Source organism: Sporosarcina obsidiansis, from assembly GCF_009651005.1.
GTDB classification, from domain to species: domain Bacteria; phylum Bacillota; class Bacilli; order Bacillales_A; family Planococcaceae; genus Sporosarcina; species Sporosarcina obsidiansis.
The window spans coordinates 84,515-109,635 of sequence record NZ_WHVW01000003.1 but is presented as its reverse complement, the minus strand read 5'-3'; the positions used below and the strand labels follow the sequence as shown (position 1 = coordinate 109,635).

The following is a 25,121-nucleotide window of genomic DNA, read 5'->3' as shown; positions in this document are numbered from 1 at the left end:
GCCAACTTATCCATTCAACCAATCAAGCAGCTGTTCTGCCAATGTAATTATGGCAAGTAGGAATTAAGAAAATCATATACTTTTGCCTTATAAGCATTCTCATCCATCACAAACGCTTCCCCATGATTCGCGCCATCTACTAAAAGCAGCTCAGCATCACTAGCTGTTACGTCAAAGAGTTTTCTCGTCATATCCGTAGGTACAAACGTATCCGCCTTGCCATGAATATAGAGAATCCGCACGTCCGCACGTTTTACTGCGCTCAGTGCGTCTGCTTCCTTCAATGAATAGCCCGCTTTCACTTTCGTCAGCATGCTCATATTATCTAGTAGCGGAAAAGCTGGTAAATGAAACATTCGGTCCATCTGGTATGCAAATAATTGATAGACCGATTGATATGGACTATCAGCAATGATGGCTTTCACTTGTTTAGGCAATTCTTCTCCGCTTGCCATTAAGACCGTTGCTGCTCCCATGGATAAGCCATGGTACACCATTTCGGTATCTGACCCAAGCTTCTGTTCCAGAAGTTTCGTCCAGTCAATCAAATCTAAGCGATCCGGCCAGCCAAATCCATAATAGTCACCGCCACTTTTGCCGTGCCCTCTTGCATTTGGCATGAAAATATTGAATCCTAATTGCTCATAATAAAATTGACCATACAACCCCATCTGTTTCGCATTTCCTAAGTAACCATGTGTCAGGATGACTAGATTATTGGAAGGTTGTTTGGCAGGTAAATAGTATCCTTGCAGATCCAAGCCATCTCTTGACGTCATCTTCAGCTCTTCAAAGTCTTGCTCTGCCACCCACTGCCGCCAATTACCATTCAGAAATACTTCCATTGTCTCAGCAGATACTTTTAAATCTGCATTTCCAGTTAAGAAGTCTTTCGGTCCTCGTTTAATTGCCAAGTTGTAAAAGAAAAAACTTCCCGCTATTTGAAAGACTATAAAGAAGGCAACAACAAGAATTAACATCCTCTTCCAGCCTATTTTTCTCACATTCATTTCCCTTTCATTCTCTCTGTCTAAGTATTTATTCTTATTATACAATGAAAAAGAAAGTTTGTTTATGACGATTTAGTGAGAAAAGCCCCAACAAATTCAAGAATCTGTTGGGGCTTTCGTTAGAATAAATTTTCTTTAGTTAGTAGAACGTGATGAACTATCCTGCTCCGTCGCCTTATCTGCCTTTTTAAAGTCTTCGGCATAATGTACTTCCTGCGCAGATGAAAGGCCGTTGTTTTTCTCTGTTAACGTCTTATGTGGTGGTTTCTTTTCACTCACGTTTTAACACTCCTTTCTGTCTGCTTACTAGTCTGCCACGAAGGATAAAAATTAAACGCAGTAAGGAAGTCAGCGTTCATTGCTAATATTTACTATATCTCTAAAGTACATTACTATTAAAACAAGAATTTGCAGGGTAGGAGGGTTTATATGAAGAGGAAGATTGGAGTTTTGATAGGAGCAATACTAGTTTTAATGACAGTTGCTCTTTTATTTGCGGGAAACTATTTCTACAATCAAGCCGTAAAGAGAGGAACCGAGGTAGTCTTGCACACCGAAGCGTCTTCTGTTAACAGCTTGGCAAGCAAAGAAGATCTGCAACATTTACAAGAAGCAAAAGAATGGTTTGGCCAGCAAGAGCCAGAGGTTATTACAATTGAATCTGATGAAGGAATTGAACTTCAGGCACAATTCATTAGCCAGGATAAGCTACAAGGAAAAGGTGTCATTTTAGCGCATGGATTTCGTAATACAGGCGAAGATATGGGCAAGCTTGCGAAATTCTACTACGATCTAGGCTTCGACGTGCTATTACCGGATTCACGCGGGCACGGGGAAAGCGGTGGCGATTATATTGGCTATGGCTGGCACGATCGATTGGATTATAAACAATGGATACATTTTTTAACGATGTACGGTGAAAAGCAAATCATCTTGCATGGTAACTCGATGGGTGCCGCTACCGTACTTATGACGAGCGGAGAAGAACTTCCTGATGAAGTGAAAGGGATAATTGCTGATAGTGCTTACAGTAGTGTCAAAGAAGAGCTTGCACATCAGTTAAAACATATTTACAACTTACCTTCTTTCCCCTTGCTGAATGTCACAAGTATGGTGACCAATATTCGTGCAGGCTATACTTTCGAAGAGGCATCTGTAGTGAATCAAGTAAAGAAAAATACACGACCTTTGTTAATTATCCATGGCGATACAGATGATTTAGTTCCGACTAAAATGGCACAGCAAATCTATGACGCAGCGGAAGGCGATAAGGAATTATGGATTGTCCCAGATGCAGGTCACACAAAAGCCTATGATAATATAACAATCGATTACGAAAAGCATGTGCAGAGTTTCTTGGATCGTACCTTAACAGACTAGAAGCAAAATCTTCTGCTTTTTCTTCAAAACAACGTATACTGACAGCATAAGGAGCTGATAATATGCAATTTCACATGACAGAAAACGGGTTTGACACAGAAACAGAATTCGGCACATTACACATTTCCTCCAATGAAGAAAAAGGATTTCGTCCATATCAACTAATGGTAGCTTCCATCGCAGCGTGTGGCGGCGGTGTCATGCGAAAAATTCTTGATAAAATGCGCATGCCTGCCGATGATATCGCGATTGAAGTGAAGGAAGTCGTACGTTCTCAAGATGATGCCAGCCGACTTATGAAGATTCATCTTCATTTTACGATTATCGGTTCTGACATCACGGAAGAAAAAATGCCGAGAATTATGGAGCTAACAGAGAAAAACTGTTCTATGTTGCAATCTGTAGTTGGCTGTATTGATGTTGTAAAGACGTATGAGATTGGTGGAAAATAAGAAAGACGGCATGCCTGGATTTTACCCGACATGCCGTCTTGATTTTTTAATTAGCACGTACAATCTTTAACGATTATCTTTCTCGTTTTCTTCTCCGAATCCTTCTAAATACTCGTCTGTATTAATCTGCACACCTTTTTCATAAGCAGATGCCACAATGTAATCATTAGAAAAATAGTAATACTCGTATTCACGTTCTGGATATTTTTTATAATAAACGCGAATATAAAATACACCTATTTTCGAATCATACATAGTTTCTTGTGAGAATATATCATCTTGATAGCCGTGCGTCTCTACATAACTATCGAAATTGCGCTCTGCTGACTTTTTATGAATAAATTTGTTTGTAGTGTACAAAAGTAATATAACAAGAGGAATACTCAATGTAATTAGAATGAGTTTTTTCATAATATCTCCCTTAAGCATTTCACTCCTTCACACTCCAGTCTACCCCCACCACATCACGGTGACAAAAAATGAAAATACGGAAATTGGGACAGCGAAGATACTGATCACGAAAAAAGCAGCAATGACTTTCCCTTCGTTCTTCTTTTTCTTCTTCAGCAATAAATGAGCTAAAACGAAGCTGGCTACATACAACAGCATGCTCATCACAGTGAACGCAGTCAAATAATAGATGGGATGAATATCAGCCATATGCTCACTCATGTAATAAGCCAGCCCTTGACCATACACACCCAAGATTGTCGCGATAGTTATGCTCACTCCTATCGATATCACCGTCTTCATTGCAAAGCACCCCTCTCTACATACTTCACTGTTTCTTCACTGGCACATAACCGACTTTTTCCACCAATTTCTGACCTTGTGGAGATACGATCCATTCGATAAACTTCTCTACATTCGGATTGTCTGTACCTGCTGTGATAGCATAAAACTCAGATGAAATTGGATACTCATCTGCACGAATCGTTTCCTTTGTCGGTGCTACTCCATTAATCGCCAGCAGCTTTATTTCATCATTCCCAACCATCTCGGTTGAGTAATAGCGGAACGTATAACCAATTGCGTTTTTGTAATTTCGATACGTTGAAACTTCCTGAATAATACCACCCATTCCTTCTGCTACATTTTCTTGCGGAGCTTCCATAATCGGAATGTCTCCCATCAGCCGCTCAAGCGCCGTTTGGCTCCCACTGTCTGCAGGCCGCTGGAACGCCCGGATCGGTTCGTTCTTGCCACCGATTTCCTGCCAATTCGTAACCTTCCCTGCATAAATATCTTGAATTTGTTTCAATTCCAAACTGTCTATCGGATTTTTTTGATTAACGAAGAACACGAAGGCTTCCCGCCCTATTGGTGTCAGTTCCAACTTCAATCCTTTTTGCTCCGCCATTTTCAGTTGTCCATCAGACGGGCCGGCCGCAAAAATCATATCCACATTGCCTTCGAATAAATTTCGATAAGCTTCGGGTGTCGTATTGACCATCACTTCACTGTCATATGGGCTGTATACCTTTTCAGGATATACGGCCTGAACAAACGATGCATATAGAGGATACAAAGCCGTTGCACCATCCATGCTTGGTAAATGATCTTGAAGCTGCATACTTGCCGGTTCATCTAGCTTAGCAAGTTTTGAGTCCTCTAAAAATGGCTCATATGCATTCACTTCGACCTCCGCATCCACCGTCGGAATACTATTTTTATAGGCTGTAAAAATTGGCCATACCGACGCTCCGAGCAAGATGACAGTAGCAACCGCCCCAAACCCAATCTTCCGCTGCTTCGTGCTGAAAAAGTGAAAAATCATCATCACAATCCACACATATAAAATCACAACTACTGCGATCATTAGCGGTAAATAATGAAACAACCCCATAAACAACAAATAAAAAGAGCCTATTGCTGCGAAAAATAAAATAACGAGTAATAAAAATACAGCAAACATAATTGAAGCAAACATTTCACTCTCCCCTTTCTACTTTCCACTCAATTCATTTAAACGATGTCTCGCTTCACCTTCATCAAACGAGCTGTACCAACGATAATGTTCTTTGTCTAAAATTCGATAATGCTGGCTAATCAAGTTTTGCTGTAAACGGAATCGCCCCTTCTTTTCGAGCTCTCGCCACCACACTTTTCCACCCATCGACTGATCAATTGGACGGTCAATCACATCGTGCGCAATCGTTTCTAGCACTTCTAGCGGATCACCACCTACTGTAGCTTGCAAAACATCACTGTCTCTAAATAAAGCACATACCGCGATCACAGCCGTCCAACTAGCTGCCGCTCTGCCTTTTTCGATTTGGATCAAGGTCTTTTTAGAGAGACCTAATACATCCGCCATCTTCTGTTGAGAATATTCTTTTTCCAAGCGTACAACCCGTAGTTTGAGAGATATCAAATCGATTAGGTCTTGTTGGTTCATGCACTCACCTCTTAGTAACATTTTATACCCTTTGGTGTAATATTACACCATACAGAATGAGTAAGCAAATGAATTTTCAAAACTCTCTGTCAACCTTGTAACCATCGCTTTTTTCTTAAAATTATGATAGGATTTAGTGAATTTGTTTTTATGTATAGGAAACGAGGATTTATATGAAACAGCGTGAACAATGGACTTCTAAGATCGGTTTTATATTAGCAGCTGCAGGTAGCGCCATTGGATTAGGAGCCATCTGGAAATTCCCTTATATGGCCGGAACAAACGGTGGCAGCGTATTTGTCCTGCTATTCATCATTTGTACACTCTTGATTGGCTTGCCAATTTTATTGGCTGAATTTGTAATTGGGCGAAGAGGACAGGCCGATGCGGTTACGTCCTTAAAGAAGCTATCTACTAGACGCAACTGGGCGTGGGTCGGCTGGATGGGTCTTGCCTCCTCTTTTATCATTTTGTCATTTTACAGCGTAGTCGGGGGTTGGATTTTATCTTATTTAGCAAGAGCCTTTACGTTCCAGCTAGGGGGCATTGATTACGGAGAACTATTCAACTCCACCATTGCCAATCCGTGGGAAGTTCTCATTGCACAAGCCGTGTTTATGGGACTGACAATTTGGATTGTACAAAGTGGAATCCGTGGTGGAATTGAACGCGCCAGTCGTTGGATTATGCCATTGTTATTTCTTTCATTCATCGTCTTAGCAATCCGTTCATTGACATTGGATGGAGCGATGGAAGGTGTTCGTTTTCTATTTGTTCCCGATTGGAGCTATTTCAACGGAACTACTTTTCTCGTCGCCTTAGGTCAAGCATTCTTTTCCCTAAGTGTTGGGGTAACTGCGATGATGACTTACGCTTCTTACCTTTCAAAAGAGGAGAAGCTCGGTCAGTCTGCGTTTAACGTCTCGATGTTAAATATTGGAATTTCTATACTGGCTGGCCTTGTGATTTTCCCTGCAGTCTTCGCACTCGGGCACTCGCCTGAAGCAGGACCAGGATTGATTTTTGTTATCATACCGGCCATTTTCAATGAAATACCATTTGGCAGCGTATTTTTAATTATTTTCTTTTTCTTAATGCTGTTTGCTACACTGACATCTGCGATTGCGATGCTTGAAATCGTTGTCTCGACAGGGATTCGTAAGAAACATGATCGAAGAAGACGTGCCGCCTGGGTATTTGGCGGGCTGATCTTTTTGGTTGGTATTCCAAGCGCGTTATCATTCGGTTTGTTGTCGGATGTAAAGCTGTTCAACAACTCCATTTTTGATTTTGCCGACATCCTGACGAGCCGTATTGCGATGCCTTTAGGAGCACTAGCGGTTTCATTATTCGCTGGCTTCGTCCTGACAAAAGAGGACACGGCGGAAGAGCTACAGATGAACCCTATACTCCATTCCCTATGGAAAGTACTCGTCCGCTATTTTGCACCGCTGGCTATAGTAGTTATTTTCATTACCTGGATTTTCGGAATGTAAAAAGCACGCTGGAGAAGTCTCTCCGGCGTGCTTTTCTCTTATTTAATATGCTTCATGAGTACTTCTGCTATTTGTGTGAGTCCTGCAAGATCTTCCTCATTAAATCGGTTAAGCTCTGGACTGTCAATATCTAGCACGCCGAACACTTCGCCATCCTTGATAAGTGGCACGACAACTTCTGATCGAGAAGCTGCATCGCAGGCAATATGACCAGGAAATGCATTGACATCAGGAACGACCAATCCTTTTTTCGTTTTTGCTACTGTGCCACAAACCCCTCTGCCAAGTGGTATGCGGATACAAGCTGGCAATCCCTGGAACGGCCCGAGCACTAATTCTTCGCCATCCATCAAATAAAACCCAACCCAATTGATGCGATCGAAAAATTGATTTAAGAGAGCGGAAGCATTACTTAAATTGGCGTAAACATTCGGTTCTCCCGAAACTAGGGCATCTAGCTGAACTGAAAGCTGCTTATACTTTTCTTGAAGATTACTAGAATAATCAATTGTCGTGAACATACTGTTTCCCCGCTTTCTGTACGTAGATCTTACTTTTATCATACACAGAATAGCCACGAAGGAAAAGCAATCAAACTTACTTTACGATACAACTCAATCCCACTTTACTTTTAACACTTCACCCATCACAGCATCTACTTTCACTTCATACTTATGACCTTCAGCCGTTCGAATATCGATCTCATAAATCAACATACCTTCATCATAATCAAGCTCTGACTTCACCACATGTCCTGGCACCCTTTCCAAAGCAATTTCATTTGCTTGTTCTATTGAAATTCTTCGGTACTGCGGATGCTGCCAGTGATTTGCCCAATAATTATTTTGCTCTTCTTGTAGTTGATTCATTTGATTCCTCCATTTCTTTATTCGATATCAATCTATGCATAGAAATGAAATAATGTACGTCAACATACGATGTCGTTTTAAAGAGAATTTTGCGTTATTTCCCCGGAAATATTTTTTGATTTATTATGCTTTATAAGCAGACTCAACTGAATATCTTTTTTCTTTATACCGCATCCAAACGATGAGTGGAATTAGTAGCAATGATATGTACATTCCTAAAAAGCTCAACACAGCAAAATTGGAGAAAGCTACGATCAAGCCGGAAGCCAAACCTCCCACCGTACCAGCCAGCGCGACAAACACGTCGATACTTCCTTGCGTCTTTGCACGTGTCAGAACGTCTGTTGAATCAATGACAATCGCAGTTCCACTAATTAAACCGAAATTCCATCCAACACCTAGTAGAATCAATGAAAATGACATCCAAAAGACCGAGCCACCTGCTACATAGGCCGCTAGAATACCTGATATCGCTAACGTAATCCCTGATGCAATCACCATAGCTGGTCGTCCAACCTTATCTACTAATACACCTGTAAAAATGGATGGCACATACATACCCGCGATATGAAGACCGATCACCAAACCGATACCCGACAGACCTGCACCATGATGCTGCATATGTAAAGGCGTCATGGTCATAATCGCGACCATTACTCCATGGGATAAGACAAGAACAATCGCCCCCACCCAAACTCCCATACGATTGTAAGTTTGATTGTGAATGAATTGCCCATCTTGTGAATGTTTTCTACGTTCTTCATTCGCTAACTCCATCTCGCGTGCCACCAACAACGGGTCAGGTCGTAAATAGATAAAGAATATGAGACCCGCTAACACGTATGCGACACCAGCTAGCAAAAATACTCCTGTCAGTGTAGGTATGCCAATAAAATTGGCTACATGCCCCATTGGCAACACCAGATTAGGTCCTGCTACTGCACCAATTGTCGTGGAAACCAAGGATACACTGACAGCCGTAGCCCGCTGCTTTTCATTGGCCAGATCGGTTCCGGCATAGCGTGCTTGCAGATTCGTAGATGTCCCCGCACCATAAATAAATAAGAAAATGAATAACAAAGCCAGACTTCCTGTCATCGCGGCAATAATTACTCCTGCTGCACCGATACCACCTGTGATAAAACCTGCTGACAGACCGATACGTCGGCCATAACGCTGTGATAGCCGGCCAACGATATACGCAGCAAACGCAGAGCCAAATGTGGATAGGGCAATCGGCAGTCCAGCCAAGCTCTCACTTCCCGTCATTTCTTGTATTAATAGCGCGCCGACTGTAATACCTGCTGCCAGTCCTGCACCGCCAAATATCTGAGAAATCATAACGACGAACAACGAACGCTTATATAGTTGCTCCTTTGCTGTTTCGGAATGTGTGTAGGCTGAAATCTCTTGGCTATTTTTCACCTTTCATGCTCCTTCCTATTCCTTCTCAATAGGTACTTTCACTAGATTTCAGGATATTTTATTAAGCAGGTCTTCCTGTCTGAATACTCTGCCTCATCTTATCATACTGGCCACTAAGTAGGCTATCTACTGGAATACCTTACCTTCTGCAATGCGTTTGAACAAGCTAGCTAGGTGGGTAAGTTACTGATAAGGAAGGAGGTATTTTTGTGGAACAAACAACTAGTGGAAACGATTGGAAATGGATTGATATAGGAAAAGAGCAAAATCTACGGCAGAAGCTAGTTAAAGAACATCAGATGTGTGAGTCCTGGATGGATGCCTTGGATCAGAATGATTGGAATGCTATTGGAATATCGACTGCAATGGAAGGCGAAGAAGCAATTTGGGGGAACCTGACGTATATTCAAAGTATGGAAGAAAAAGAAAACTCAAACGTCTTTTCATTTTTCCTGACAACTAACTTGTTATTGACTCATCGTTTAGACCTTTCTACCTTTTCTAAGGAAGCACAAGAAGAACTAACGATGAACATGAAAAGAGCTGAAAATGCGCTAGAAGGATTTACCGTCTTACTAAATACCATTTTGTATAGCTTCCTTCAGCAGATTGACCAATTTGAATATAGGTTAAGAGAACTGATTTGGGAGATTAAGGAGAATAATAATTTGCAGTTACTTGATAGAATCTCCCAAAGCCGACACGAGCTTATCATCTGGAACAATTTAGTTATTCCAGTGATCGAGCTACAATTAGCCATTGAAGAAACCTTCAATGAAAATTTGCTGGAAATCTTCTCATTTAGACAGCTATGCAAGAGGTTAAAGCGGATCCGTCTACTGATCACTGAATACATGAAAGAAGTAGAGGCATTAACCGATTTAGAAAGTCTAGTCTCCAGTCAACGTGGAAATGAGATTATGAAAACCTTAACGGTCATCACCACTGTTTTCATGCCAAGCACTGTATTTGGAGCAATTTGGGGAATGAATTTTAAATTTATGCCTGAGCTGGATGAAAAATATGCATATGTCTTTGCTCTTAGTACGATATTGCTCACGACCGGGCTAATTTACTTATATATGCATAAAAAAGGCTGGACCGGAGAAATTCTTCATACACGAAGTAAGAATTCATTATTCAAATGAACATGCTTCCAATGCGCTAATGCATATGTAAAGCTCAAAAAAGAGCTCTCCCTATTTGATAAGGATGGCTCTCTCGCTCTAAAAAATCTATACCGCCTCTTAAACAAAAGGCGCAATGAAAATAGGATGATCGGAAAACTTTGCTATGCGTTCTTCTCCCTCAATGACCCACTTTTCATCATACACAATTGGTGCGTCTTTGTCGGTTGGAGTTTGGAACTGATCTAGTCCAGCAGCAGCCAATACGGGACTATCCTCATTGTCCAACCCAATATTTACAACATGCTTAATAATAAAAGGTGTACGGAAGGATATCATAGCATTATCCTCATCTAACATTCCATCGACAACATCGAAAGGAAGCCTCAAATAGATCGACTCCCCGCCGTCTTGGTTTAAGATCGTGTCGAAATTCCCCCGATCAAAATCCCAGTTACCACCCATTGAAATATCGTGCTCCCCTAGTACCTTACAGGCGTCTCCAAATAACGATTTCTTACCATCCAGATTTGTCTTTAACTCGATCATGGCTTGTCCTCTTTTCCATTTCGATTTAGTCTAGTTAATTATAAACATAGGAATACCCTAGTTATTTGACTACCAAACTAGAATGGACTATTTGAAAGAGGTTATCTTTTACGTTCTGACAGGATTTATGAGCGCTACGATGTCAACCAGAAGTGAATCTATGGCATCACACAAAATAGACTGTCCAGAATGTCTGATTTCACAGACCTTCCAAACAGTCTTCACTACTTATTTCACCAATTCTTTATATCGATTTACACATTCTCCATACGCTTCCTGTACGGTTTTAGCCTGGATCACGTGCTCACCCGACATGGCAAAGCGTGCAACGGAATACTCATATTGAGGATCATAGTAATGAATCAACAACTGTTCAATAGCTTCAGCAAATTGACCAGTCTCTAAATCACTTTTGATTTGCGCAGCAATGGGATGATGAATTCGCTTCTGAATATGCTGGAAAGCTTCTAAAAACTGAGCTGGACGTTTCCAGGGTTCATATTCAGAAATAATTTCTTCCACCCGCACTTCTGTGGGCAACTGAATGATCCACTGCGGACTTTGCTCTTTTTTCTCATATATCGCTTGAGGCATATGTACGTGCCCGATACGCTTGCTTTCTCCCTCAATGAATACATAGCGTTCATTCGCATATTGCACTAGCTTTTCCGCCAATAAAATTTCGAATTTCTTTTGATTGTTCGGCTTTACGCCAATTTGCCCGAAAATCGAACCTCGATGGCCTGCCATGCCTTCCAAATCGATGACCGGGAACCCGTCTTCCATCAGCTTATGAAGAATTCTCGTCTTGCCACTTCCTGTATATCCGTTCAACACGATCAATTGAGGGATGAACGGCTCTTCTAGACATTGAACCACATGCTGGCGGTACGTATGAATACCTCCGCTTATCCGATTTGCGTGGATGCCCATCAAATCTAACACCGTCACAGCCGTTTTGCTGCGCATGCCGCCACGCCAGCAAAAAATCGTAATCGGTGTGTCAATTTGTTTAAACGCTTCAATAAAAGAAGGTAATTTCTGAGAAAAAATCTCCAAACCTCGATCCTTCGCAGCCTGCTTACCTACTTGTTTATATAATGTACCTACTTCGGCCCTCTCTTCATCATTGAAGATTGGAATGTTGAGGCTGCCTGGTATAGTAGCTTCTTGATATTCTTTTGGGGAGCGGACATCGACTAACGTATAGGATTGTCTTTGCTGTAAATCTAGTGCTTCTGTCAATGTAATGTCTCGAACCATGTCCTTCACCATCTCCTAAATTTACTGCACAATGATCCTACCGTCCTGCTCGTCAGTCACTTCTCCGATCAGATGTGCATCTACACCTTCTTTACGCAGTTGCGCTAAAAGGCGATCGGCTTCTTCACTCGCAACAGAAACGAGTAAACCACCCGACGTCACCGCATCACACAGAATCCATTTTCCTACTTGATCCATCGCTTCAGGATAGTCCACAACACTTTCCAAATGAGCAAAGTTGTTTTTCGTTCCACCTGGCACTGAGCCTGCTTCTGCCAATTCTCTTGTACGAGGCAAGATTGGAACTTGCTGACTGTCAATCCGTAAGCAAACGCCACTTCCCTTGGCCATTTCTGACGCATGCCCTAGTAATCCAAAGCCCGTCACATCCGTAGACGCATGCACGGTATACTCGTCCATCACTTCAGCCGCTGTCTTATTGAGCGTGGTCATGACGTTCGTGACACGTGTTACTTCTTCTTCTGTCAATAATTCATTTTTTAATGAAGTGGTCATAATGCCCACACCAATTGGTTTCGTTAAAATTAATCGGTCTCCTGGTTTAGCTCCTGCATTTGTACGAACCTTATCAGGGTGAACTACGCCAGTCACAGCCATGCCAAATTTAGGTTCCTTATCATCAATAGAGTGACCTCCTACCAACACGGCACCCGCTTCCTTCAATTTATCGCCAGCGCCTCGTAAAATTTCCGTCAATACACTTCTCTCTAATGTGTGAATGGGGAACGCAACAATATTCAATGCCGTAATAGGTTTTCCGCCCATTGCATAGACGTCACTAATGGCATTGGCTGCCGCAACCTGTCCAAAATCATACGGATCATTGACAATTGGCGTGAAGAAATCCAATGTTTGCACGATAGCTGTCGTATCGTTCAATTTGTATACGCCTGCATCATCACTCGTATCGAGACCAACGAGCAAGTTGGGATCCGCAAGACCCGGAGGCAAAGTATGAAGTACTTCAGCAAGATCGGCCGGTCCAATTTTACAGCCGCAGCCTCCTTTTGAAGATAATGATGTCAGCTTTACAGAAGATTTATGCATGGAGAAAATCAACCTTTCATTTATAATGCCTTAATTTTACCATAAAGTATTACTTTCATACGGATTCAGCTCTTATGACGCATAAGACTCGTCACTACAAAAAACGAGCTAACACGGAATTCAACATAGAAAAAGACCATGCTATTATTGCATAGCCTCTCCTCACATCTTATTTCACATACACTACATACCATTCTTCATGTTGCTGTTCTATTCGTATGCCCAGCCAGCCATTAGTGAGCAATTGCTGTTGCTGCGCAATGTCACGCATTAAAACAGTACGTACTTGAGAGACTGCTTCACTTTGAAATGGAACGTCAACATCTTTGCAGAAAATATAGCGTAGCTTATTGCCATATTTGTTCTTCAACGCTGCAATATGCATACCAAGTACAAACTTATCTTTCAGACTAGGAATATTAAGCGGTGCGACTGTACTGCAAATGTAGCGGTATTGCTTCCGATCTAACCGTCTCAATAGCCATTCACCTAGTACGATTTGAAGGCCATTCCCTCTAAATTCAGGATGTACATTGGAAATTTCAGAATAAAGAACAATGGATAATTCTTGTTGAGAAATATCAACATCTAGACCTAAATGTTCGTCATCATCTCCCGGATCGAGCATTGCACGGAATGCAATAAGTTGGCCATCTACAAAAGCACCCGCCATCATGCCATTCCCATGCAAAATATACAAAAACTCCTCCTCCGTCAATGGTTGAAGAAATTCTGGCTTTTCAAGTACCTCAGTCACTTTATCTTGCAATGCGATAATCTCAGAAAGATGTTCTTCTGTTAATGAGGCAATAGCTATCTGCAAAGAATTATTCGTCATCCAATCACCTTTTCTCTGCGCACTGTTAATTCTTCCAACACTTGTTCGTCCACTTCAATGCCAAGTCCAGGTTTTTCATTGAGCTGAATGAATGGTACATCATATTGAAGATTTCCTATATCTTTGCTGAACTTTAATGGACCCGTCAACTCCACGCTCGTTATAATCTTTTTTGAGAAGGCGACATGAAAACCTGCTGCTGAACCTATAGAGGATTCGACCATTGATCCGATTTGACATTCGATTCCAGCCATTTCCGCCATGTGGGCAAGTTTCATTGCAGGGTACATTCCACCGCATTTCATCAATTTAATATTCACTTTATCTGCCGCACGTTTCGCAATAATTTCCCGCATTTCACGAACTCCGCGTAAGCCTTCGTCAATCATAAGTGGTGTAGATGTTTTGGATTTGATCTCTACCATCGCGTCCATATCATCTGCTTTGACCGGCTGCTCTAACCAATCTAATCCACTGCTTTCCAACTGTCGTATGGCCTGCAATGTATTTGCACTATTATTCCATCCTTGATTGACGTCCACGCGAATAGCTATGTTAGGTCCTACTCGCTCGCGTACCGCTCGAATCCGCTGTACGTCTTCTGCTATATTTGTGCCTACTTTCATTTTTAAAGATCCATAACCAACCGCCACTCTCTCTGCTGCTTCTTGTGCCATGTTTTCAGGAGATGCGATGCTTAGTACATGAGTGATCGGGAACTTTTCATGGTATCTGCCACCCAATAAATCGTAAGCAGGAATGCCCATTGCCTTTCCCACCACATCGAAGCAAGCAATATCAATGGCTGCTTTTGCGGAAGGTACTCCGTAAATTGCTTGATCCATCACTTCATGAATCCGCTCAAAACAGCTCGGGTTGCTGCCTATTAATTGTGGAGCAAGCGTGTGGCGAATTACTGTAAATGTGCTCTCCCAACTCTCACCCGTGACATGATCATCCGCCACTGCTTCACCGAATCCAACATGCCCTGTATCCGTTGTCAACTTCACAATAATAGATGGCATATCATCATATGATGCATAGCTGATCACAAATGGTTCGTTTAGTGGAAGTCGGATCGCATATACCTCTATTTCAGTTATCTTCATATCATTTCTTCCTCTCCAAAAAATCATCATGTTGGAATGTATTTTACCACACTGCATATCAATTAGTTCTTAGCATAATTTCGAATCTTATGAGCTGTAAAAATGAACAAAGGCTGCTCAGAAAGTCATATCCTCATGACTTTCCGGACAGTTCACTCTATCCAATTGGATTATTTTTCATATGAAAAACTAACTTTCCTCTCGCATGTCTTGTCTGGATCTTTTTAAACCCTTTAACACCTTTCGTAAACGAAAAAACTTCTTCAATTTGTTTCACAAGCTATATCAAAAATGTTTCAATTGCTCTAGAAGCTCCGGCAATAAACAAGGATTCTCCAGATTGCAGCGGCAATGACTCAATTGCTTTCATTCAATTGCTCCTTATACTTTTTCTTTTCCTCCAAGTATAGAATCTTCCGACTTACGCACCTAACCGACTAGCTTACTATTTAGGTAATTCTACCAAAAGCGTTTAAAACAATAAGTAAAAGGGAATATAATAAATTACTTTCACAATTGGGAGGAAAACTACCATTGAATACTCATGTACAAAAAGTACCTTCTATAAAATGCATGACAGAATATGATACGTTACGTCAAGTTATACTATGTCCGCCAAAATTCATGGCAATTGAAGAAGCGATTAACGAAGTACAAAAACAATATGAAAACGAAAATATTAACAAAGAACGGGCAATGAAGCAGCATGCTCAGTTTGAAAAACTCTTGAAAGAAAACGGTGTGGATGTCGTCACATTGCCTGCATCTGAAGAATTTCCCGAGCAAGTGTTTACTCGGGATATCGGTTTTACAATCGGCAGCGAAGTATTCATTGCCGACTTGGCTGCCGATATCCGAAAGGGTGAAGAAAAGCCACTCAAAGAATGGCTAACTGAAGAAGATATTCCCTATCAATCCTCTTCGGATCGTATGGAAGGTGGCGATGTCATCGTTGATAGAAGCACCCTCTATGTCGGAATTAGTAGCCGTACCTCCGAGGAAGCAGTCCGTCAGCTTGAAAAAAAGCTACCTAAATATCAAGTCAAGCGCATTCCATTCGACGGTCGTTACTTACATCTCGACTGTGTATTCAATATTCTTTCATCTGAAAAGGCCCTTATTTTCCCGCCCGCATTTGATCAGGATACACTCGACGAATTAGCCGCTGCATTTGAATTGATTGAAGTCGAATCGGATGAACAGTTCTCACTCGGTACGAACGTCTTGTCTATCGGCAATAGCAAAGTATTTAGCCTTCCACAAAACGAAAAAGTGAATACCGCATTACGCGCAAACGGATTTCATGTCATCGAAGTCGACTTCTCTGAAATCATCAAATCTGGTGGTTCATTCAGATGCTGCTCAATGCCAGTAGTACGCGGATAATCCAAAAGCCTGTCAACAAGCTCTATAAGGAGCTTGTTGACAGGCTTTATTACAGCAATTCTATATACTGATCGTATCCATCACCGGTCTGCTTAATGTCCAATTCAATCGATTCCGGTATGACCAAATGAATTGTCATCACGCCATGCATTGAACCCGACACCATGCCAGAGACATGGCGTTTCTGATCGGTAAATTGATTCAGCACATTCGAATCGTGGTAAATCGTATAGTTAATTTGATTCTGCGGTTGCTTTGGTACGTACATCGAGTGACTGTCCCACACCGGCAGTTCGATTTGCAGTTGATCCGATAAATCATAGAGCGTCTCGTTAGATACATCATTTCCTGCAAACAACTCCGGTTTATAGACCGTTTCCTCTATTTTATTACTTTCTCCAGCTGTACGTTCAATTAGAATATAAGCACCCCTATAGAAATCAGGAATCGTAAATGTTCCCTCTACTTCATGCGTCCTTCTCGCTGCAACGAGCCGTTCAGGAACAGATGCGCCCTGATCGATTGCATATCTCAAATCAAATTGCACGGCATTCTCCGGTGCTTTCGGTGGTGGTTCCTGATCATGATTTTGAACCATGATTTCTGCTGCAATGAGGACAATGAACAGCAACGCAATATACCCGATAACTAACTTGCGGTGGAAATTTTTTTTCAATCGCATATTCGCCATGCTTCTCACTACTAACCAAATTGTTACAATAGCTAATATGATAAGGATAGGTAGTATAATAGTAAAAACAATCATGGATTACGCACCTCCAGTCGATTCGTCACCCAGAAGCTGAGGCCGAATAGGATGCCAACTAACAACAGCACTTTCAGCGTAAATAATAGAATAGATGTTTCTCCATAGAAAACGTGCAATAATTCTCCCGCACTAGTACCCAACATAAAGAATGAGTATTGTGTGACTGCAATCCAGATAAGGGCAAACAGCATGATGAAGAGTCTACTGAGCTGAATAAACGTGCCGATTGTATAACCGATCAGCATAAGCAGCAGCGTATAAACCGTCATTGCATATATTTGCGAAAAGAAATCTAAAGGTGCAGAAAACAAGCCTGCCGATTCAATGATCGCATTATCGCTAAACAGTGTAATGATTTTCATGACCGATCCTAGCAAAACGGTCGTCACGCCGCCAAGCAGTGCTGCCGCGCAAAAGAAATAAAAGTTTCCTAGCTGAAAGGTCAGACGATTCGTCACAAAGGCAAAGGATTCATTACGCTGGGCAGAGGACGTCAGCAAGAAGCCAACGATAAAGGCCCAAAACAGTGTCAGTCCTATCTGACCGTCATTTGATACTGTTGAATAGACGAATGAAAACGGATCATCATAGCTTTCGTAGCCGGACGTCGAAGCACCACCCAGAAAAACGGTCGCGATGATCTGCAGCAGGATTAACATAGTAAAAATCGGACCATTAGCATTTAGCTTGAATAAAAACTGTCGCTTCGCCAGCTCATGCACGCTCCATTGCGTTGAAAACATCATCTACCCCTCCTCTTGTCTGACCTGTCATTGCTAAATAAGCGTCGCTTGCAGAAACCGCTGCTATACGGATACCCGCTTGCTTTAAAGCTACCAGTTCCGCTTCTGTATGTTCATTATCGACAATCCATTCAGCTAGCGGACCAGTAGTTGACCGATGAATGACTGCATATCTATTGGCGTAGATTTCTAATGTTTCTCGTTTTCCCTGCAAAGCTAAAAACTTCTCCTGTAGCTCTGTAATCGGTCCATGAAACCCGATACCTTTTCCATCAATTAGCAATACATCCTCTAATAAGTCTTCCATTTCCTCCACATGATGACTCGATAATAAAATCGTCCGCGGGTGCGCAATATAATCCTTCAAGAGCGCACGGTAGAAATCTCTGCGTGCAGCCGAATCCATTCCTGTAATGGGTTCATCGAACATCGTTAAAGGGCAGCGGGCCGCAATCCCGACAACTGCATTGAATATACTCCGTTTTCCTTTAGACAAAATCCGATGTTTCAATACCAGTGGTAAAGAAAAGTATTCTAGCAACCGTTTCGCCAGTTCCCCATCCCATTTTGCATAGAAGCGTTCACATTCTACTAAAATATCTCCAAGCGTCATTGCATCGGGAAAGCCCATCATATCATCAATGAAAATTGTATTCGCAGAAACAGACAGACTGTTGAAAGGTCTTTCACCAAATACGCGTAATTCGCCACCGGACTCTTTTATGAAGCCTGCAATCATTTTCATCAACGTCGTCTTGCCCGCTCCATTTCGTCCTACTACGCCAGTAATCGCATTTTCTCGAATCTCTAAATTAACTTGATCCAAAATAGTAAGCGAGCGGTATTTCTTCGTCACGTCTCGCAAAGATATCGTCTGCATTAGGTTCTCTCCTTTCGCTCTGCCTGAATGATTTGGAAAAGCTGTTCATCTGCTATGCCCAGCAATTTGGCTTCATCGAGCAGTTCACGAACTAAGCGGTGCAATGTCCGATCCTTTCGCTTTGCCAGCAGCTTCTCTCGAGCATCCGCAGACACAAACGTACCGAGACCCCGCTTCTTATAAATGAGTTCTGCATCAAGCAAAATCGTCAGCCCCTTCCCTGCAGTCGCGGGATTAATATTGAACAGCTCCGCCAACTGATACTGTGAGTGTACTTTGTCATCCGCTTTCAAAGTTTCGTCAATTATCTCTTTCTCCAGCCATTCTGCAATTTGTATGTAAATCGGTTTGTCTCCATCCATTTCGAGCAAGAGTCTCACCACCTTCAGGTTATCTAGTACATTACTGTTGTAATGCACTATACTAGATTTCATTTGAATTTGCAATCTTTTGCCGAGTTCCTCGAAAAATAGCCTCACTTTCACGATTCCGCACAAAAATGATGCCTGGCAGACTGCCAGGCATCATTTTCATACACTCTATTATTCTAAAGGTTTGTCTATCTTTTCTGACGTCTTCGGTTTTGTATCCATTGCCGAAACTAGTGGAATCGCCCGTAAGAAGATGGCCACTATTACCGCTATAACCATAATGACGCCTCCAGCGAAAAACGTCGTCGTCAACGCTTCACTAAATACATCTTTGACAGTAGCAACCATATCTGCTGCCACTCCATGCAATTCAACAGGTAAACTACTTTGTAACTTTTCCAGTGCGGGCTGATCTAACAATATTTCAGGATTCGCTAATGCACCTAGTTGCTTTGCCTGTTCAGGAGGCAATTGAGAGACAACATCCATCTCGCCACCAGCAAACATTTCTTTCATTCGGGTTGCCATCTGTGAACTCATGACAGCACCTAATATTCCAATCCCCATCGTATTGCCGAGTGAACGGAATAGTTGGGAAGAGGCAGACGCGACACCAAGCTGACGTAAGCTGACCGCATTTTGGACAGTTAACGAGAACACCGGCATACTTGCTCCAAGTCCAAGCCCAATAATGCATAGATAAGCAATTAGTATATAAATTGGCGTACTGATCGTAATCGTTGATAACAGGAAGATTCCAACCGCTGTAATACTTAACCCAATAATGGCCAATCCCTTATACTTACCGACCTTAGTCATATAGCTTCCTGCAAATGTTGTCGCAAATACCATGAAAATTGACATTGGCATCATAATGAAACCAGATCCACTTGGGGAAATCCCCTTCGCTCCCTGAATGAAAAATGGTGCGTAAATCATGACGCCCATCATACCCATTCCGAGCAAGAAACCTGCCAGATTCGAAATCGTCACGATATCATTCTTGAATAACGACAATGGAAGCACAGGTGTCTTCACTTTGGTTTCCGTGATAATGAAAGCAATCAATCCAACTATTGTCAGACCGAATAGACCAAGTATCTGCCACGAAGACCAAGCATATTTCCCTGCTCCTTCACCAGCCAAACTGAACGCCATCAACAACGCAACAATCGTCACTGTTAAGAAGAAAGAACCGAAGTAGTCGATTGACTCCCCTTCTCGGCGAGGAACTTTCGGAAATAATTTTAGAATCATCACAAAGGCTACAATACCAAGAGGAAGGAATACCCAGAACACCCAGTGCCAATCTAGATGGTCGACAATATAGCCTCCCATTAATGGACCTAAAACACTTGAAATTCCGAAAATCCCACTCATCAAACCGGTCCAGCGAGCACGTTCGCGCGGTAAATACAAATCACCGACCGCTGTGAATGCAGTAGACATGATCATGCCGGCACCGATACCTGTAATACCTCGGAAAATAATTAATTGGAAAATATCAGAGGACAGACCCGATAAAAACGCTCCGATTACAAAAATTCCAATACCGCCAAGTAAAAACGGTTTCCGTCCATAAATATCAGATAGCTTCCCTACTAAAATCGTAGCCACTGCCATTGTCAGCAAATAAATCGTGATGACCCATGTGTAATAATCCAAACCGCCAAGTGTCGCAATGATCCTTGGCATCGCGACTCCAATAATCGTCTGGTTAATTGCGGAGAAGAACATGGCTGTCATAATCGCAATCATAATGGTCACTTTCTGCTTATCGGACAAATGATTCATACATCGCTATCCTTTCTAATTGTAGTGATGGTAACAGACGCCTCTTCAAAAAGTTCAATGAAATGCTGTAAATCTTCTTCAGACAGATGGGCAAAAACCATTTTCATCGTTTTCCGCCCCTTTAGCCGCAATTCATCGATCGTTTCCTTTCCTTTGTTCGTTATTTCCAAATAAACGACCCGACGATCATTCTTATCTCGTGTCCTAGCAACATAGCCACGTTCAATCAATTTATCGGAAGCACTGGTTACCGCTCCTGCAGTCAATTGAAGGGCTTCCGCTAATTCCGACATACGCTGCGGACCACGACGCTCCAGCATAAAAACCAAATGTGATTGCGAGCCAGGGAAATGCTCTTCGAATATCTTCTTCCATATTTGCCCCATACTTCGCGTCACTTGCCAGAACAGCTCCTCAAAGCGAGAAAATAACTCTTTTTCCTCTGCCATCTTTCACTCCTCCAATTTATAGTTCAATCATTAAATACTTTAATTGTTAAAGTATTTGTTAGTATAGAATGAATAGATGGAGTTGTCAATGAATAAAACTCTCCCTTCTTTCACATCCTATACATTCACAGCACACGTTAGGAGTGAATTATATGGATACGATAAAAGACTTACCTATCCAACAAAATCGGTTATTAAATGCGGGTTTTCTATTAGTTTGTTTATGTTTAGTAGACGCCGTATTTACGGATTATGGTCTTCGTTTGGGTCATATACAAGAAGCGAATCTACTCATTGCATTTCTATACGAGCAAAGTATTCCATTGTATTACACTGTCAAATTAGGATTACCCCTGCTACTTTTGTACATGGTCACTATCAGTAAGTCTGGCATACTGTTGCGAGTTGCTTTGACGACTGCATTGTTTTTGTATATTGTTGTTATTTTTATTCATATTTTTTGGTTAGTTGTGGTTGCTTTATAAAACTTCACAAGAGATTGTTTTAAAAGTCAGATCATAATGACTTTCTGAAACAGTCTCTTTTTTTTACATACTCGAAACCGCATAACCAAGCAACAAAATTAGTAAACCGATAATCGTAATGGTTGCAGTAACCAATGCCACAATTTTATTGTTCCTAAACTCTATAACGGCTGCTATGATCCCCAATATGCAAACAATACTTCCATACGGAAAAAACAATCGATCCGCTATGGCAGGTATGACTGTGAAAAACATAATAATAAAGAGCAGTGCATTCAGCAGGAGTAGACCAAGGACGAAAATAGAAAATACATAAGGTTTCGGCCCTGCACCGTATGTTTTGAACATATAGACTGACAGCGAAAGAACAACTAACATAAGTACAATAATAAAAAGCAATAAAAGTCCTGTAACTCCCATAAAAACTCCTCCTTTTCTGCTTTTACTATACTCATTATATTATTGAAATTCAATTTAAATATATCGTATTTCAATAAATAAAATTATGGTTTTATATAAAATGACAAGCGATTGTAAGCACTACCCAACCGTTCATTCAATGTCCTGACTTACCTAAAATGCCACAAACTATTGTATACTAGCTATAACTTGCTAGAACGCAGAAAGAAGGGAAGTTCATTGGGAATTACAACTACACCAAAATTACATACGTTGTCGATTGGTCTACCGCGTACATTGCAAACAGTAGATGGAAAAGAGTTTATCAGCGCAATATGTAAAGAATCTTCTACAGAAGCATATCTTTCTATAGATGGTTTTCGAGGGGATGGAATTGCGGATACAAAGCATCATGGAGGGCCAGATCGTGGAGTTTGTATCTATCCTGCCGAGCATTATCCATATTTGGAAAATGAATTTTCTTGTACGCTGCCCTCTTCCACTTTTGGAGAAAATCTGACAGTCTCAGGTATGATAGAAGATGATGTGTGCATTGGAGATATATTTCATGTGGGAGAAGCTGTGATCCAAGTGACGCAAGGCCGAATTCCTTGCAGTAAGATCAATAAGCGGACCGGTTTACCGGATCTTATGAAGAAAATTGTAGAAACGGGGTTCACAGGCTATTTATGTCGTGTGCTTGAGGAAGGTATAGTGAGAGACGATTCAAGAATAACGTTAATGAAACGCGATCCACATGGTGTCTCCATACTTTTTGCAAATGAAGTGTATTTTCATCGATCTCGCGACCTAGAAGGATTAAAACGAATTGCAGCTGTGGATGCACTGGCGACTGATTGGCAGGAGAAGATTGCAAAACGCATAATGAAACTGCAATCGTCTTGACGCGAAAGGATGATAGCAATATGAGTGTTCATTATAAAGAATATGGTAATCCACAGGGCGAACTTCTGATGCTCATCCACGGGGGTGGCGTGGACGGCTGGATGTGGGATCAACAAATCACACATTTCAGTTACTACCACCTGATCGTTCCCACACTTCAAGGACACGGTGTCAGAAATGAAGAAAACTCCTTTTCCATTCATCAAAATGCAGTGGAATTGTTGGAACTACTTGAACAAAAACAGGAGGGTAAACTCATACACATTGTTGGATTTTCAATTGGCGCACAAATTTGTTTAGAAATGATTAGTCTTGCCCCAAACTTCATTCAATCGGCAATGGTCAATAGCGCACTACTGAAACCTATGAAGTTTGCCGTTCCATTCATCAAGCCTACTATCAAGCTATCCTATCCACTCATTCAAAATAGGCAGTTTGCCAAGCAACAAGCGAAACAACTCTACGTAGACAAAGACTATTTCGAACAATATTACATGACTAGCTTGCAAATGAAGCCGCGGACACTGATTGAAATGTTGCGAGACAACTTATCATTTTCACAGCCAGATAATATAGCGAACAGTACAACGCGTATCCTTGCAACAGTGGGGACGAAGGAGCCGAGAAGTGTGAGACAATCCGCCTCACTCCTTACTCAGCTGAACAACTGCCAGTCGCTTCTCATCTCAGATATCGGACATGGCTTCCCCATCGCTCAACCTAAACAATTCAATCAACTTCTTTCGCAGTGGATTCAAGGAACGATCTAATCCCAACAGAAGCAACTTGCTAATTTTCATCAGATAAGTTGCTTCATCAACTCGCGATTCCGCTCCTTAAATAACTCATTGTGAGAAGATACCATACCGCGTTCATTCGCTTCTGGATCCAAGTAAGTTTTCACACAGTTCACTGCATTTGCTGCATCTTGAAAAGCCCCTGCAATTAAATGTAACTTTCCCTCGTGACTCAGCACATCGCCTGCCGCATAAATCCCCTTAATTGAAGTAGCACTCATGCAAGTTCCCGCAACTCGCTTATGTTCGGTCAATTGAATACCGAGTTGCTGATCACCAATCAACGAAGTGTCCCGTTCATACCCATGATTAATAATCACTTCGTCAACAGGTACTGTGATGATGGATTGATCTTCACTGTGCTGTAGCTCTACTTTCTCTATCACACTTTGATCCTCCGACGCAATGAAACGTGAAATATTCGTATTAAAATAACAAGTCACTCCACTCTCCAGCAACTGCCGCACTTGGGCTTCATGCCCGTTCAAATTTTCTTTACGATAAGTCAAATACACTTTCTCCGCAATTGGTTGTAATTCATTTGCCCAATCAATGGCCGCATTGCCACCCCCTGAAATGAGAACGGTTTTTCCTTTAAAACGACCTAAAGATTTCACTGTATAGTTCAAGTTCGTCACTTCAAATCGCTCTGCACCCTCCACTTCAATCTTTTGCGGATTCAAAATACCTCCACCTGTCGCTAATATTACTGCTTTGCTGTAATGAATCGTTCCAGAAGCTGCTCGTAAAATGAAATGTCCTTCGGTCGCTTTTTTAATTTGAACAATCTTTTCGTTTAGAACGACCTCAGGGTTAAATGTCAGCCCTTGTGCCACCAATTGCTCAATTACTTGCGCACCTGGCGCAGGTGTGATGCCCCCAATATCCCAAATCATCTTCTCTTGATAAACATGAATTTTCCCACCGAGCTGGGGCTGATATTCAATGATTTTCGCTTTCATTTCCCGTAGTCCACTATAGAAAGCTGCGTATAATCCAGCAGGTCCTCCACCAATGATCGTAACGTCTAATATTTCTTCTCTCTCCACGTTATCTTCCCCTTTAAAAAATGATTGACATTGATAGCATTTCAACTTATAGTTTTCATTGTACTGAAATTGATAATCATTATCAATGAAAATCTTGTGAGAAAGGTGG

Annotated in this window: 30 protein-coding genes; 8 read left to right on the top strand and 22 right to left on the bottom strand. The window is 41.6% G+C overall.

Translation table 11 applies throughout. The features are described from left to right. Nucleotides 1-47 precede the first annotated feature (47 nt). Both GD002_RS04075 and GD002_RS04070 read right to left on the bottom strand, forming a co-directional pair. Nucleotides 48-980, bottom strand: a complete 933-nt coding sequence (locus GD002_RS04075) for an alpha/beta hydrolase (RefSeq protein ID WP_228548288.1) — start codon at nt 978-980, stop codon at nt 48-50. Between the two features lie 165 nt (nt 981-1,145). Then, nucleotides 1,146-1,289 (bottom strand): YfhE family protein, encoded by a 144-nt coding sequence (locus GD002_RS04070; RefSeq protein WP_153731060.1) that lies wholly within the window; start codon nt 1,287-1,289, stop codon nt 1,146-1,148. A gap of 150 nt (nt 1,290-1,439) precedes the next feature. On the opposite strand from GD002_RS04070, the gene GD002_RS04065 reads away from it, so the two are divergent. Continuing rightward, nucleotides 1,440-2,390: an alpha/beta hydrolase gene (locus GD002_RS04065; protein WP_153731059.1), complete on the top strand. Its 951-nt coding sequence runs from the start codon at nt 1,440-1,442 to the stop codon at nt 2,388-2,390. Between the two features lie 62 nt (nt 2,391-2,452). Next, a complete protein-coding gene (locus GD002_RS04060) occupies nt 2,453-2,842 on the top strand; it encodes an OsmC family protein (protein ID WP_153731058.1) in 390 nt (129 codons plus the stop codon). 66 nt (nt 2,843-2,908) lie between these two features. Here GD002_RS04060 and GD002_RS04055 read toward each other — a convergent pair whose 3' ends face one another. Genes GD002_RS04055 through GD002_RS04040 form a run of 4 tightly spaced genes read right to left on the bottom strand, consistent with a single transcriptional unit; the run spans nt 2,909 to nt 5,240 of the window. Beyond that, a complete protein-coding gene (locus tag GD002_RS04055) occupies nt 2,909-3,271 on the bottom strand; it encodes a DUF3139 domain-containing protein (protein ID WP_153731057.1) in 363 nt (120 codons plus the stop codon). 21 nt (nt 3,272-3,292) lie between these two features. After that, nucleotides 3,293-3,595, bottom strand: a complete 303-nt coding sequence (locus GD002_RS04050) for a hypothetical protein (protein ID WP_153731056.1) — start codon at nt 3,593-3,595, stop codon at nt 3,293-3,295. Nucleotides 3,596-3,620: 25 nt separating this feature from the next. After that, nucleotides 3,621-4,772 (bottom strand): PstS family phosphate ABC transporter substrate-binding protein, encoded by a 1,152-nt coding sequence (locus tag GD002_RS04045; protein ID WP_153731055.1) that lies wholly within the window; start codon nt 4,770-4,772, stop codon nt 3,621-3,623. A 15-nt stretch (nt 4,773-4,787) separates the two neighbouring features. Next, on the bottom strand, nt 4,788-5,240 hold the full coding sequence (locus GD002_RS04040) for a helix-turn-helix transcriptional regulator (protein ID WP_153731054.1): 453 nt from the start codon (nt 5,238-5,240) through the stop codon (nt 4,788-4,790). 173 nt (nt 5,241-5,413) lie between these two features. Between GD002_RS04040 and GD002_RS04035 the strand changes: the two genes are divergently transcribed. Further along, a complete protein-coding gene (locus GD002_RS04035; RefSeq protein ID WP_153731053.1) occupies nt 5,414-6,736 on the top strand; it encodes a sodium-dependent transporter in 1,323 nt (440 codons plus the stop codon). Nucleotides 6,737-6,774: 38 nt separating this feature from the next. Here the strand turns inward: GD002_RS04035 and GD002_RS04030 are convergent, their stop codons facing one another. The 3 genes from GD002_RS04030 to GD002_RS04020 all read right to left on the bottom strand — a co-directional run bounded on the left by GD002_RS04030 (nt 6,775) and on the right by GD002_RS04020 (nt 9,030). Beyond that, on the bottom strand, nt 6,775-7,257 hold the full coding sequence (locus tag GD002_RS04030; RefSeq protein WP_153731052.1) for a GAF domain-containing protein: 483 nt from the start codon (nt 7,255-7,257) through the stop codon (nt 6,775-6,777). Nucleotides 7,258-7,350: 93 nt separating this feature from the next. Next, the gene (locus GD002_RS04025) at nt 7,351-7,605 is read right to left on the bottom strand and encodes a PepSY domain-containing protein (RefSeq protein WP_153731051.1); all 255 of its coding nucleotides are present in this window, start codon (nt 7,603-7,605) and stop codon (nt 7,351-7,353) included. A 123-nt stretch (nt 7,606-7,728) separates the two neighbouring features. Further along, entirely contained in the window at nt 7,729-9,030 is a 1,302-nt protein-coding gene (locus GD002_RS04020) for an MFS transporter (RefSeq protein WP_153731050.1), read from the bottom strand. Nucleotides 9,031-9,239: 209 nt separating this feature from the next. Here GD002_RS04020 and GD002_RS04015 point away from each other — a divergent pair, with 209 nt between their 5' ends. Next, on the top strand, nt 9,240-10,178 hold the full coding sequence (locus tag GD002_RS04015) for a magnesium transporter CorA family protein (protein ID WP_153731049.1): 939 nt from the start codon (nt 9,240-9,242) through the stop codon (nt 10,176-10,178). A 99-nt stretch (nt 10,179-10,277) separates the two neighbouring features. Here the strand turns inward: GD002_RS04015 and GD002_RS04010 are convergent, their stop codons facing one another. The 5 genes from GD002_RS04010 to GD002_RS03990 form a co-directional block, all read right to left on the bottom strand. Continuing rightward, nucleotides 10,278-10,706 (bottom strand): YugN family protein, encoded by a 429-nt coding sequence (locus GD002_RS04010; protein WP_153731048.1) that lies wholly within the window; start codon nt 10,704-10,706, stop codon nt 10,278-10,280. 228 nt (nt 10,707-10,934) lie between these two features. Then, nucleotides 10,935-11,969: a tRNA 2-selenouridine(34) synthase MnmH gene (gene mnmH, locus GD002_RS04005; RefSeq protein WP_153731047.1), complete on the bottom strand. Its 1,035-nt coding sequence runs from the start codon at nt 11,967-11,969 to the stop codon at nt 10,935-10,937. Nucleotides 11,970-11,990: 21 nt separating this feature from the next. Beyond that, nucleotides 11,991-13,037: a selenide, water dikinase SelD gene (gene selD, locus GD002_RS04000; protein ID WP_153731046.1), complete on the bottom strand. Its 1,047-nt coding sequence runs from the start codon at nt 13,035-13,037 to the stop codon at nt 11,991-11,993. Between the two features lie 169 nt (nt 13,038-13,206). Beyond that, entirely contained in the window at nt 13,207-13,875 is a 669-nt protein-coding gene (locus GD002_RS03995; protein WP_153731045.1) for a GNAT family N-acetyltransferase, read from the bottom strand. Next, on the bottom strand, nt 13,872-14,984 hold the full coding sequence (locus GD002_RS03990; protein ID WP_153731044.1) for a mandelate racemase/muconate lactonizing enzyme family protein: 1,113 nt from the start codon (nt 14,982-14,984) through the stop codon (nt 13,872-13,874). The genes GD002_RS03995 and GD002_RS03990 overlap by 4 nt, the downstream gene beginning before the upstream one ends. 573 nt (nt 14,985-15,557) lie before the next feature. On the opposite strand from GD002_RS03990, the gene GD002_RS03985 reads away from it, so the two are divergent. Then, nucleotides 15,558-16,370 carry a dimethylarginine dimethylaminohydrolase family protein gene (locus tag GD002_RS03985; protein WP_153731178.1) on the top strand — a complete coding sequence of 271 codons (813 nt, stop codon included), beginning with the start codon at nt 15,558-15,560 and terminating at the stop codon, nt 16,368-16,370. 49 nt (nt 16,371-16,419) lie between these two features. On the opposite strand, the gene GD002_RS03980 is transcribed toward GD002_RS03985, so the two are convergent. The 6 genes from GD002_RS03980 to GD002_RS03955 all read right to left on the bottom strand — a co-directional run bounded on the left by GD002_RS03980 (nt 16,420) and on the right by GD002_RS03955 (nt 21,376). Next, entirely contained in the window at nt 16,420-17,136 is a 717-nt protein-coding gene (locus GD002_RS03980; protein ID WP_153731043.1) for a hypothetical protein, read from the bottom strand. Further along, nucleotides 17,133-17,882, bottom strand: coding sequence for a hypothetical protein (locus GD002_RS03975; protein ID WP_153731042.1), 750 nt, complete (start codon nt 17,880-17,882; stop codon nt 17,133-17,135). The genes GD002_RS03980 and GD002_RS03975 overlap by 4 nt, the downstream gene beginning before the upstream one ends. Continuing rightward, nucleotides 17,854-18,762 (bottom strand): ATP-binding cassette domain-containing protein, encoded by a 909-nt coding sequence (locus GD002_RS03970; protein ID WP_153731041.1) that lies wholly within the window; start codon nt 18,760-18,762, stop codon nt 17,854-17,856. The genes GD002_RS03975 and GD002_RS03970 overlap by 29 nt, the downstream gene beginning before the upstream one ends. Continuing rightward, nucleotides 18,762-19,124, bottom strand: a complete 363-nt coding sequence (locus GD002_RS03965) for a GntR family transcriptional regulator (RefSeq protein ID WP_153731177.1) — start codon at nt 19,122-19,124, stop codon at nt 18,762-18,764. Before GD002_RS03965 ends, GD002_RS03970 begins: the two co-directional genes overlap by 1 nt. Before the next feature lie 180 nt (nt 19,125-19,304). Beyond that, nucleotides 19,305-20,927, bottom strand: a complete 1,623-nt coding sequence (locus GD002_RS03960) for an MDR family MFS transporter (RefSeq protein ID WP_153731040.1) — start codon at nt 20,925-20,927, stop codon at nt 19,305-19,307. Continuing rightward, entirely contained in the window at nt 20,924-21,376 is a 453-nt protein-coding gene (locus GD002_RS03955; protein WP_153731039.1) for a MarR family winged helix-turn-helix transcriptional regulator, read from the bottom strand. The genes GD002_RS03960 and GD002_RS03955 overlap by 4 nt, the downstream gene beginning before the upstream one ends. A gap of 152 nt (nt 21,377-21,528) precedes the next feature. Between GD002_RS03955 and GD002_RS03950 the strand changes: the two genes are divergently transcribed. Beyond that, nucleotides 21,529-21,861 carry a DUF5658 family protein gene (locus GD002_RS03950; RefSeq protein ID WP_153731038.1) on the top strand — a complete coding sequence of 111 codons (333 nt, stop codon included), beginning with the start codon at nt 21,529-21,531 and terminating at the stop codon, nt 21,859-21,861. Nucleotides 21,862-21,924: 63 nt separating this feature from the next. Here the strand turns inward: GD002_RS03950 and GD002_RS03945 are convergent, their stop codons facing one another. Beyond that, nucleotides 21,925-22,281, bottom strand: a complete 357-nt coding sequence (locus GD002_RS03945; protein WP_153731037.1) for a hypothetical protein — start codon at nt 22,279-22,281, stop codon at nt 21,925-21,927. A gap of 219 nt (nt 22,282-22,500) precedes the next feature. On the opposite strand from GD002_RS03945, the gene GD002_RS03940 reads away from it, so the two are divergent. Further along, the gene (locus tag GD002_RS03940; protein WP_228548287.1) at nt 22,501-23,166 is read left to right on the top strand and encodes an MOSC domain-containing protein; all 666 of its coding nucleotides are present in this window, start codon (nt 22,501-22,503) and stop codon (nt 23,164-23,166) included. Nucleotides 23,167-23,186: 20 nt separating this feature from the next. Further along, nucleotides 23,187-23,936 carry an alpha/beta fold hydrolase gene (locus GD002_RS03935; protein ID WP_153731036.1) on the top strand — a complete coding sequence of 250 codons (750 nt, stop codon included), beginning with the start codon at nt 23,187-23,189 and terminating at the stop codon, nt 23,934-23,936. Nucleotides 23,937-23,965: 29 nt separating this feature from the next. On the opposite strand, the gene GD002_RS03930 is transcribed toward GD002_RS03935, so the two are convergent. Then, entirely contained in the window at nt 23,966-25,012 is a 1,047-nt protein-coding gene (locus tag GD002_RS03930; protein ID WP_153731035.1) for an NAD(P)/FAD-dependent oxidoreductase, read from the bottom strand. Nucleotides 25,013-25,121: the final 109 nt, after the last annotated feature.

Bases quoted from the DNA above. Each gene is read 5' to 3' on its own strand.
- GD002_RS03995 (WP_153731045.1), bottom strand. From the start codon at position 13,875: ATGACGAATAATTCTTTGCAGATAGCTATTGCCTCATTAACAGAAGAA.
- GD002_RS04035 (WP_153731053.1), top strand. From the start codon at position 5,414: ATGAAACAGCGTGAACAATGGACTTCTAAGATCGGTTTTATATTAGCA.
- GD002_RS04025 (WP_153731051.1), bottom strand. From the start codon at position 7,605: ATGAATCAACTACAAGAAGAGCAAAATAATTATTGGGCAAATCACTGG.
- GD002_RS04050 (WP_153731056.1), bottom strand. From the start codon at position 3,595: ATGAAGACGGTGATATCGATAGGAGTGAGCATAACTATCGCGACAATC.
- GD002_RS04045 (WP_153731055.1), bottom strand. From the start codon at position 4,772: ATGTTTGCTTCAATTATGTTTGCTGTATTTTTATTACTCGTTATTTTA.
- GD002_RS03950 (WP_153731038.1), top strand. From the start codon at position 21,529: ATGGATACGATAAAAGACTTACCTATCCAACAAAATCGGTTATTAAAT.
- GD002_RS04075 (WP_228548288.1), bottom strand. From the start codon at position 980: ATGTTAATTCTTGTTGTTGCCTTCTTTATAGTCTTTCAAATAGCGGGA.
- GD002_RS03970 (WP_153731041.1), bottom strand. From the start codon at position 18,762: ATGCAGACGATATCTTTGCGAGACGTGACGAAGAAATACCGCTCGCTT.
- GD002_RS03980 (WP_153731043.1), bottom strand. From the start codon at position 17,136: ATGATTGTTTTTACTATTATACTACCTATCCTTATCATATTAGCTATT.
- GD002_RS04065 (WP_153731059.1), top strand. From the start codon at position 1,440: ATGAAGAGGAAGATTGGAGTTTTGATAGGAGCAATACTAGTTTTAATG.
- selD (WP_153731046.1), bottom strand. From the start codon at position 13,037: ATGCATAAATCTTCTGTAAAGCTGACATCATTATCTTCAAAAGGAGGC.
- GD002_RS03985 (WP_153731178.1), top strand. From the start codon at position 15,558: ATGACAGAATATGATACGTTACGTCAAGTTATACTATGTCCGCCAAAA.
- GD002_RS03960 (WP_153731040.1), bottom strand. From the start codon at position 20,927: ATGAATCATTTGTCCGATAAGCAGAAAGTGACCATTATGATTGCGATT.
- GD002_RS03955 (WP_153731039.1), bottom strand. From the start codon at position 21,376: ATGGCAGAGGAAAAAGAGTTATTTTCTCGCTTTGAGGAGCTGTTCTGG.
- mnmH (WP_153731047.1), bottom strand. From the start codon at position 11,969: ATGGTTCGAGACATTACATTGACAGAAGCACTAGATTTACAGCAAAGA.
- GD002_RS03935 (WP_153731036.1), top strand. From the start codon at position 23,187: ATGAGTGTTCATTATAAAGAATATGGTAATCCACAGGGCGAACTTCTG.
- GD002_RS03945 (WP_153731037.1), bottom strand. From the start codon at position 22,281: ATGGGAGTTACAGGACTTTTATTGCTTTTTATTATTGTACTTATGTTA.
- GD002_RS03975 (WP_153731042.1), bottom strand. From the start codon at position 17,882: ATGTTTTCAACGCAATGGAGCGTGCATGAGCTGGCGAAGCGACAGTTT.
- GD002_RS04055 (WP_153731057.1), bottom strand. From the start codon at position 3,271: ATGCTTAAGGGAGATATTATGAAAAAACTCATTCTAATTACATTGAGT.
- GD002_RS04010 (WP_153731048.1), bottom strand. From the start codon at position 10,706: ATGATCGAGTTAAAGACAAATCTGGATGGTAAGAAATCGTTATTTGGA.
- GD002_RS04060 (WP_153731058.1), top strand. From the start codon at position 2,453: ATGCAATTTCACATGACAGAAAACGGGTTTGACACAGAAACAGAATTC.
- GD002_RS03965 (WP_153731177.1), bottom strand. From the start codon at position 19,124: ATGGATGGAGACAAACCGATTTACATACAAATTGCAGAATGGCTGGAG.
- GD002_RS04040 (WP_153731054.1), bottom strand. From the start codon at position 5,240: ATGAACCAACAAGACCTAATCGATTTGATATCTCTCAAACTACGGGTT.
- GD002_RS03990 (WP_153731044.1), bottom strand. From the start codon at position 14,984: ATGAAGATAACTGAAATAGAGGTATATGCGATCCGACTTCCACTAAAC.
- GD002_RS04030 (WP_153731052.1), bottom strand. From the start codon at position 7,257: ATGTTCACGACAATTGATTATTCTAGTAATCTTCAAGAAAAGTATAAG.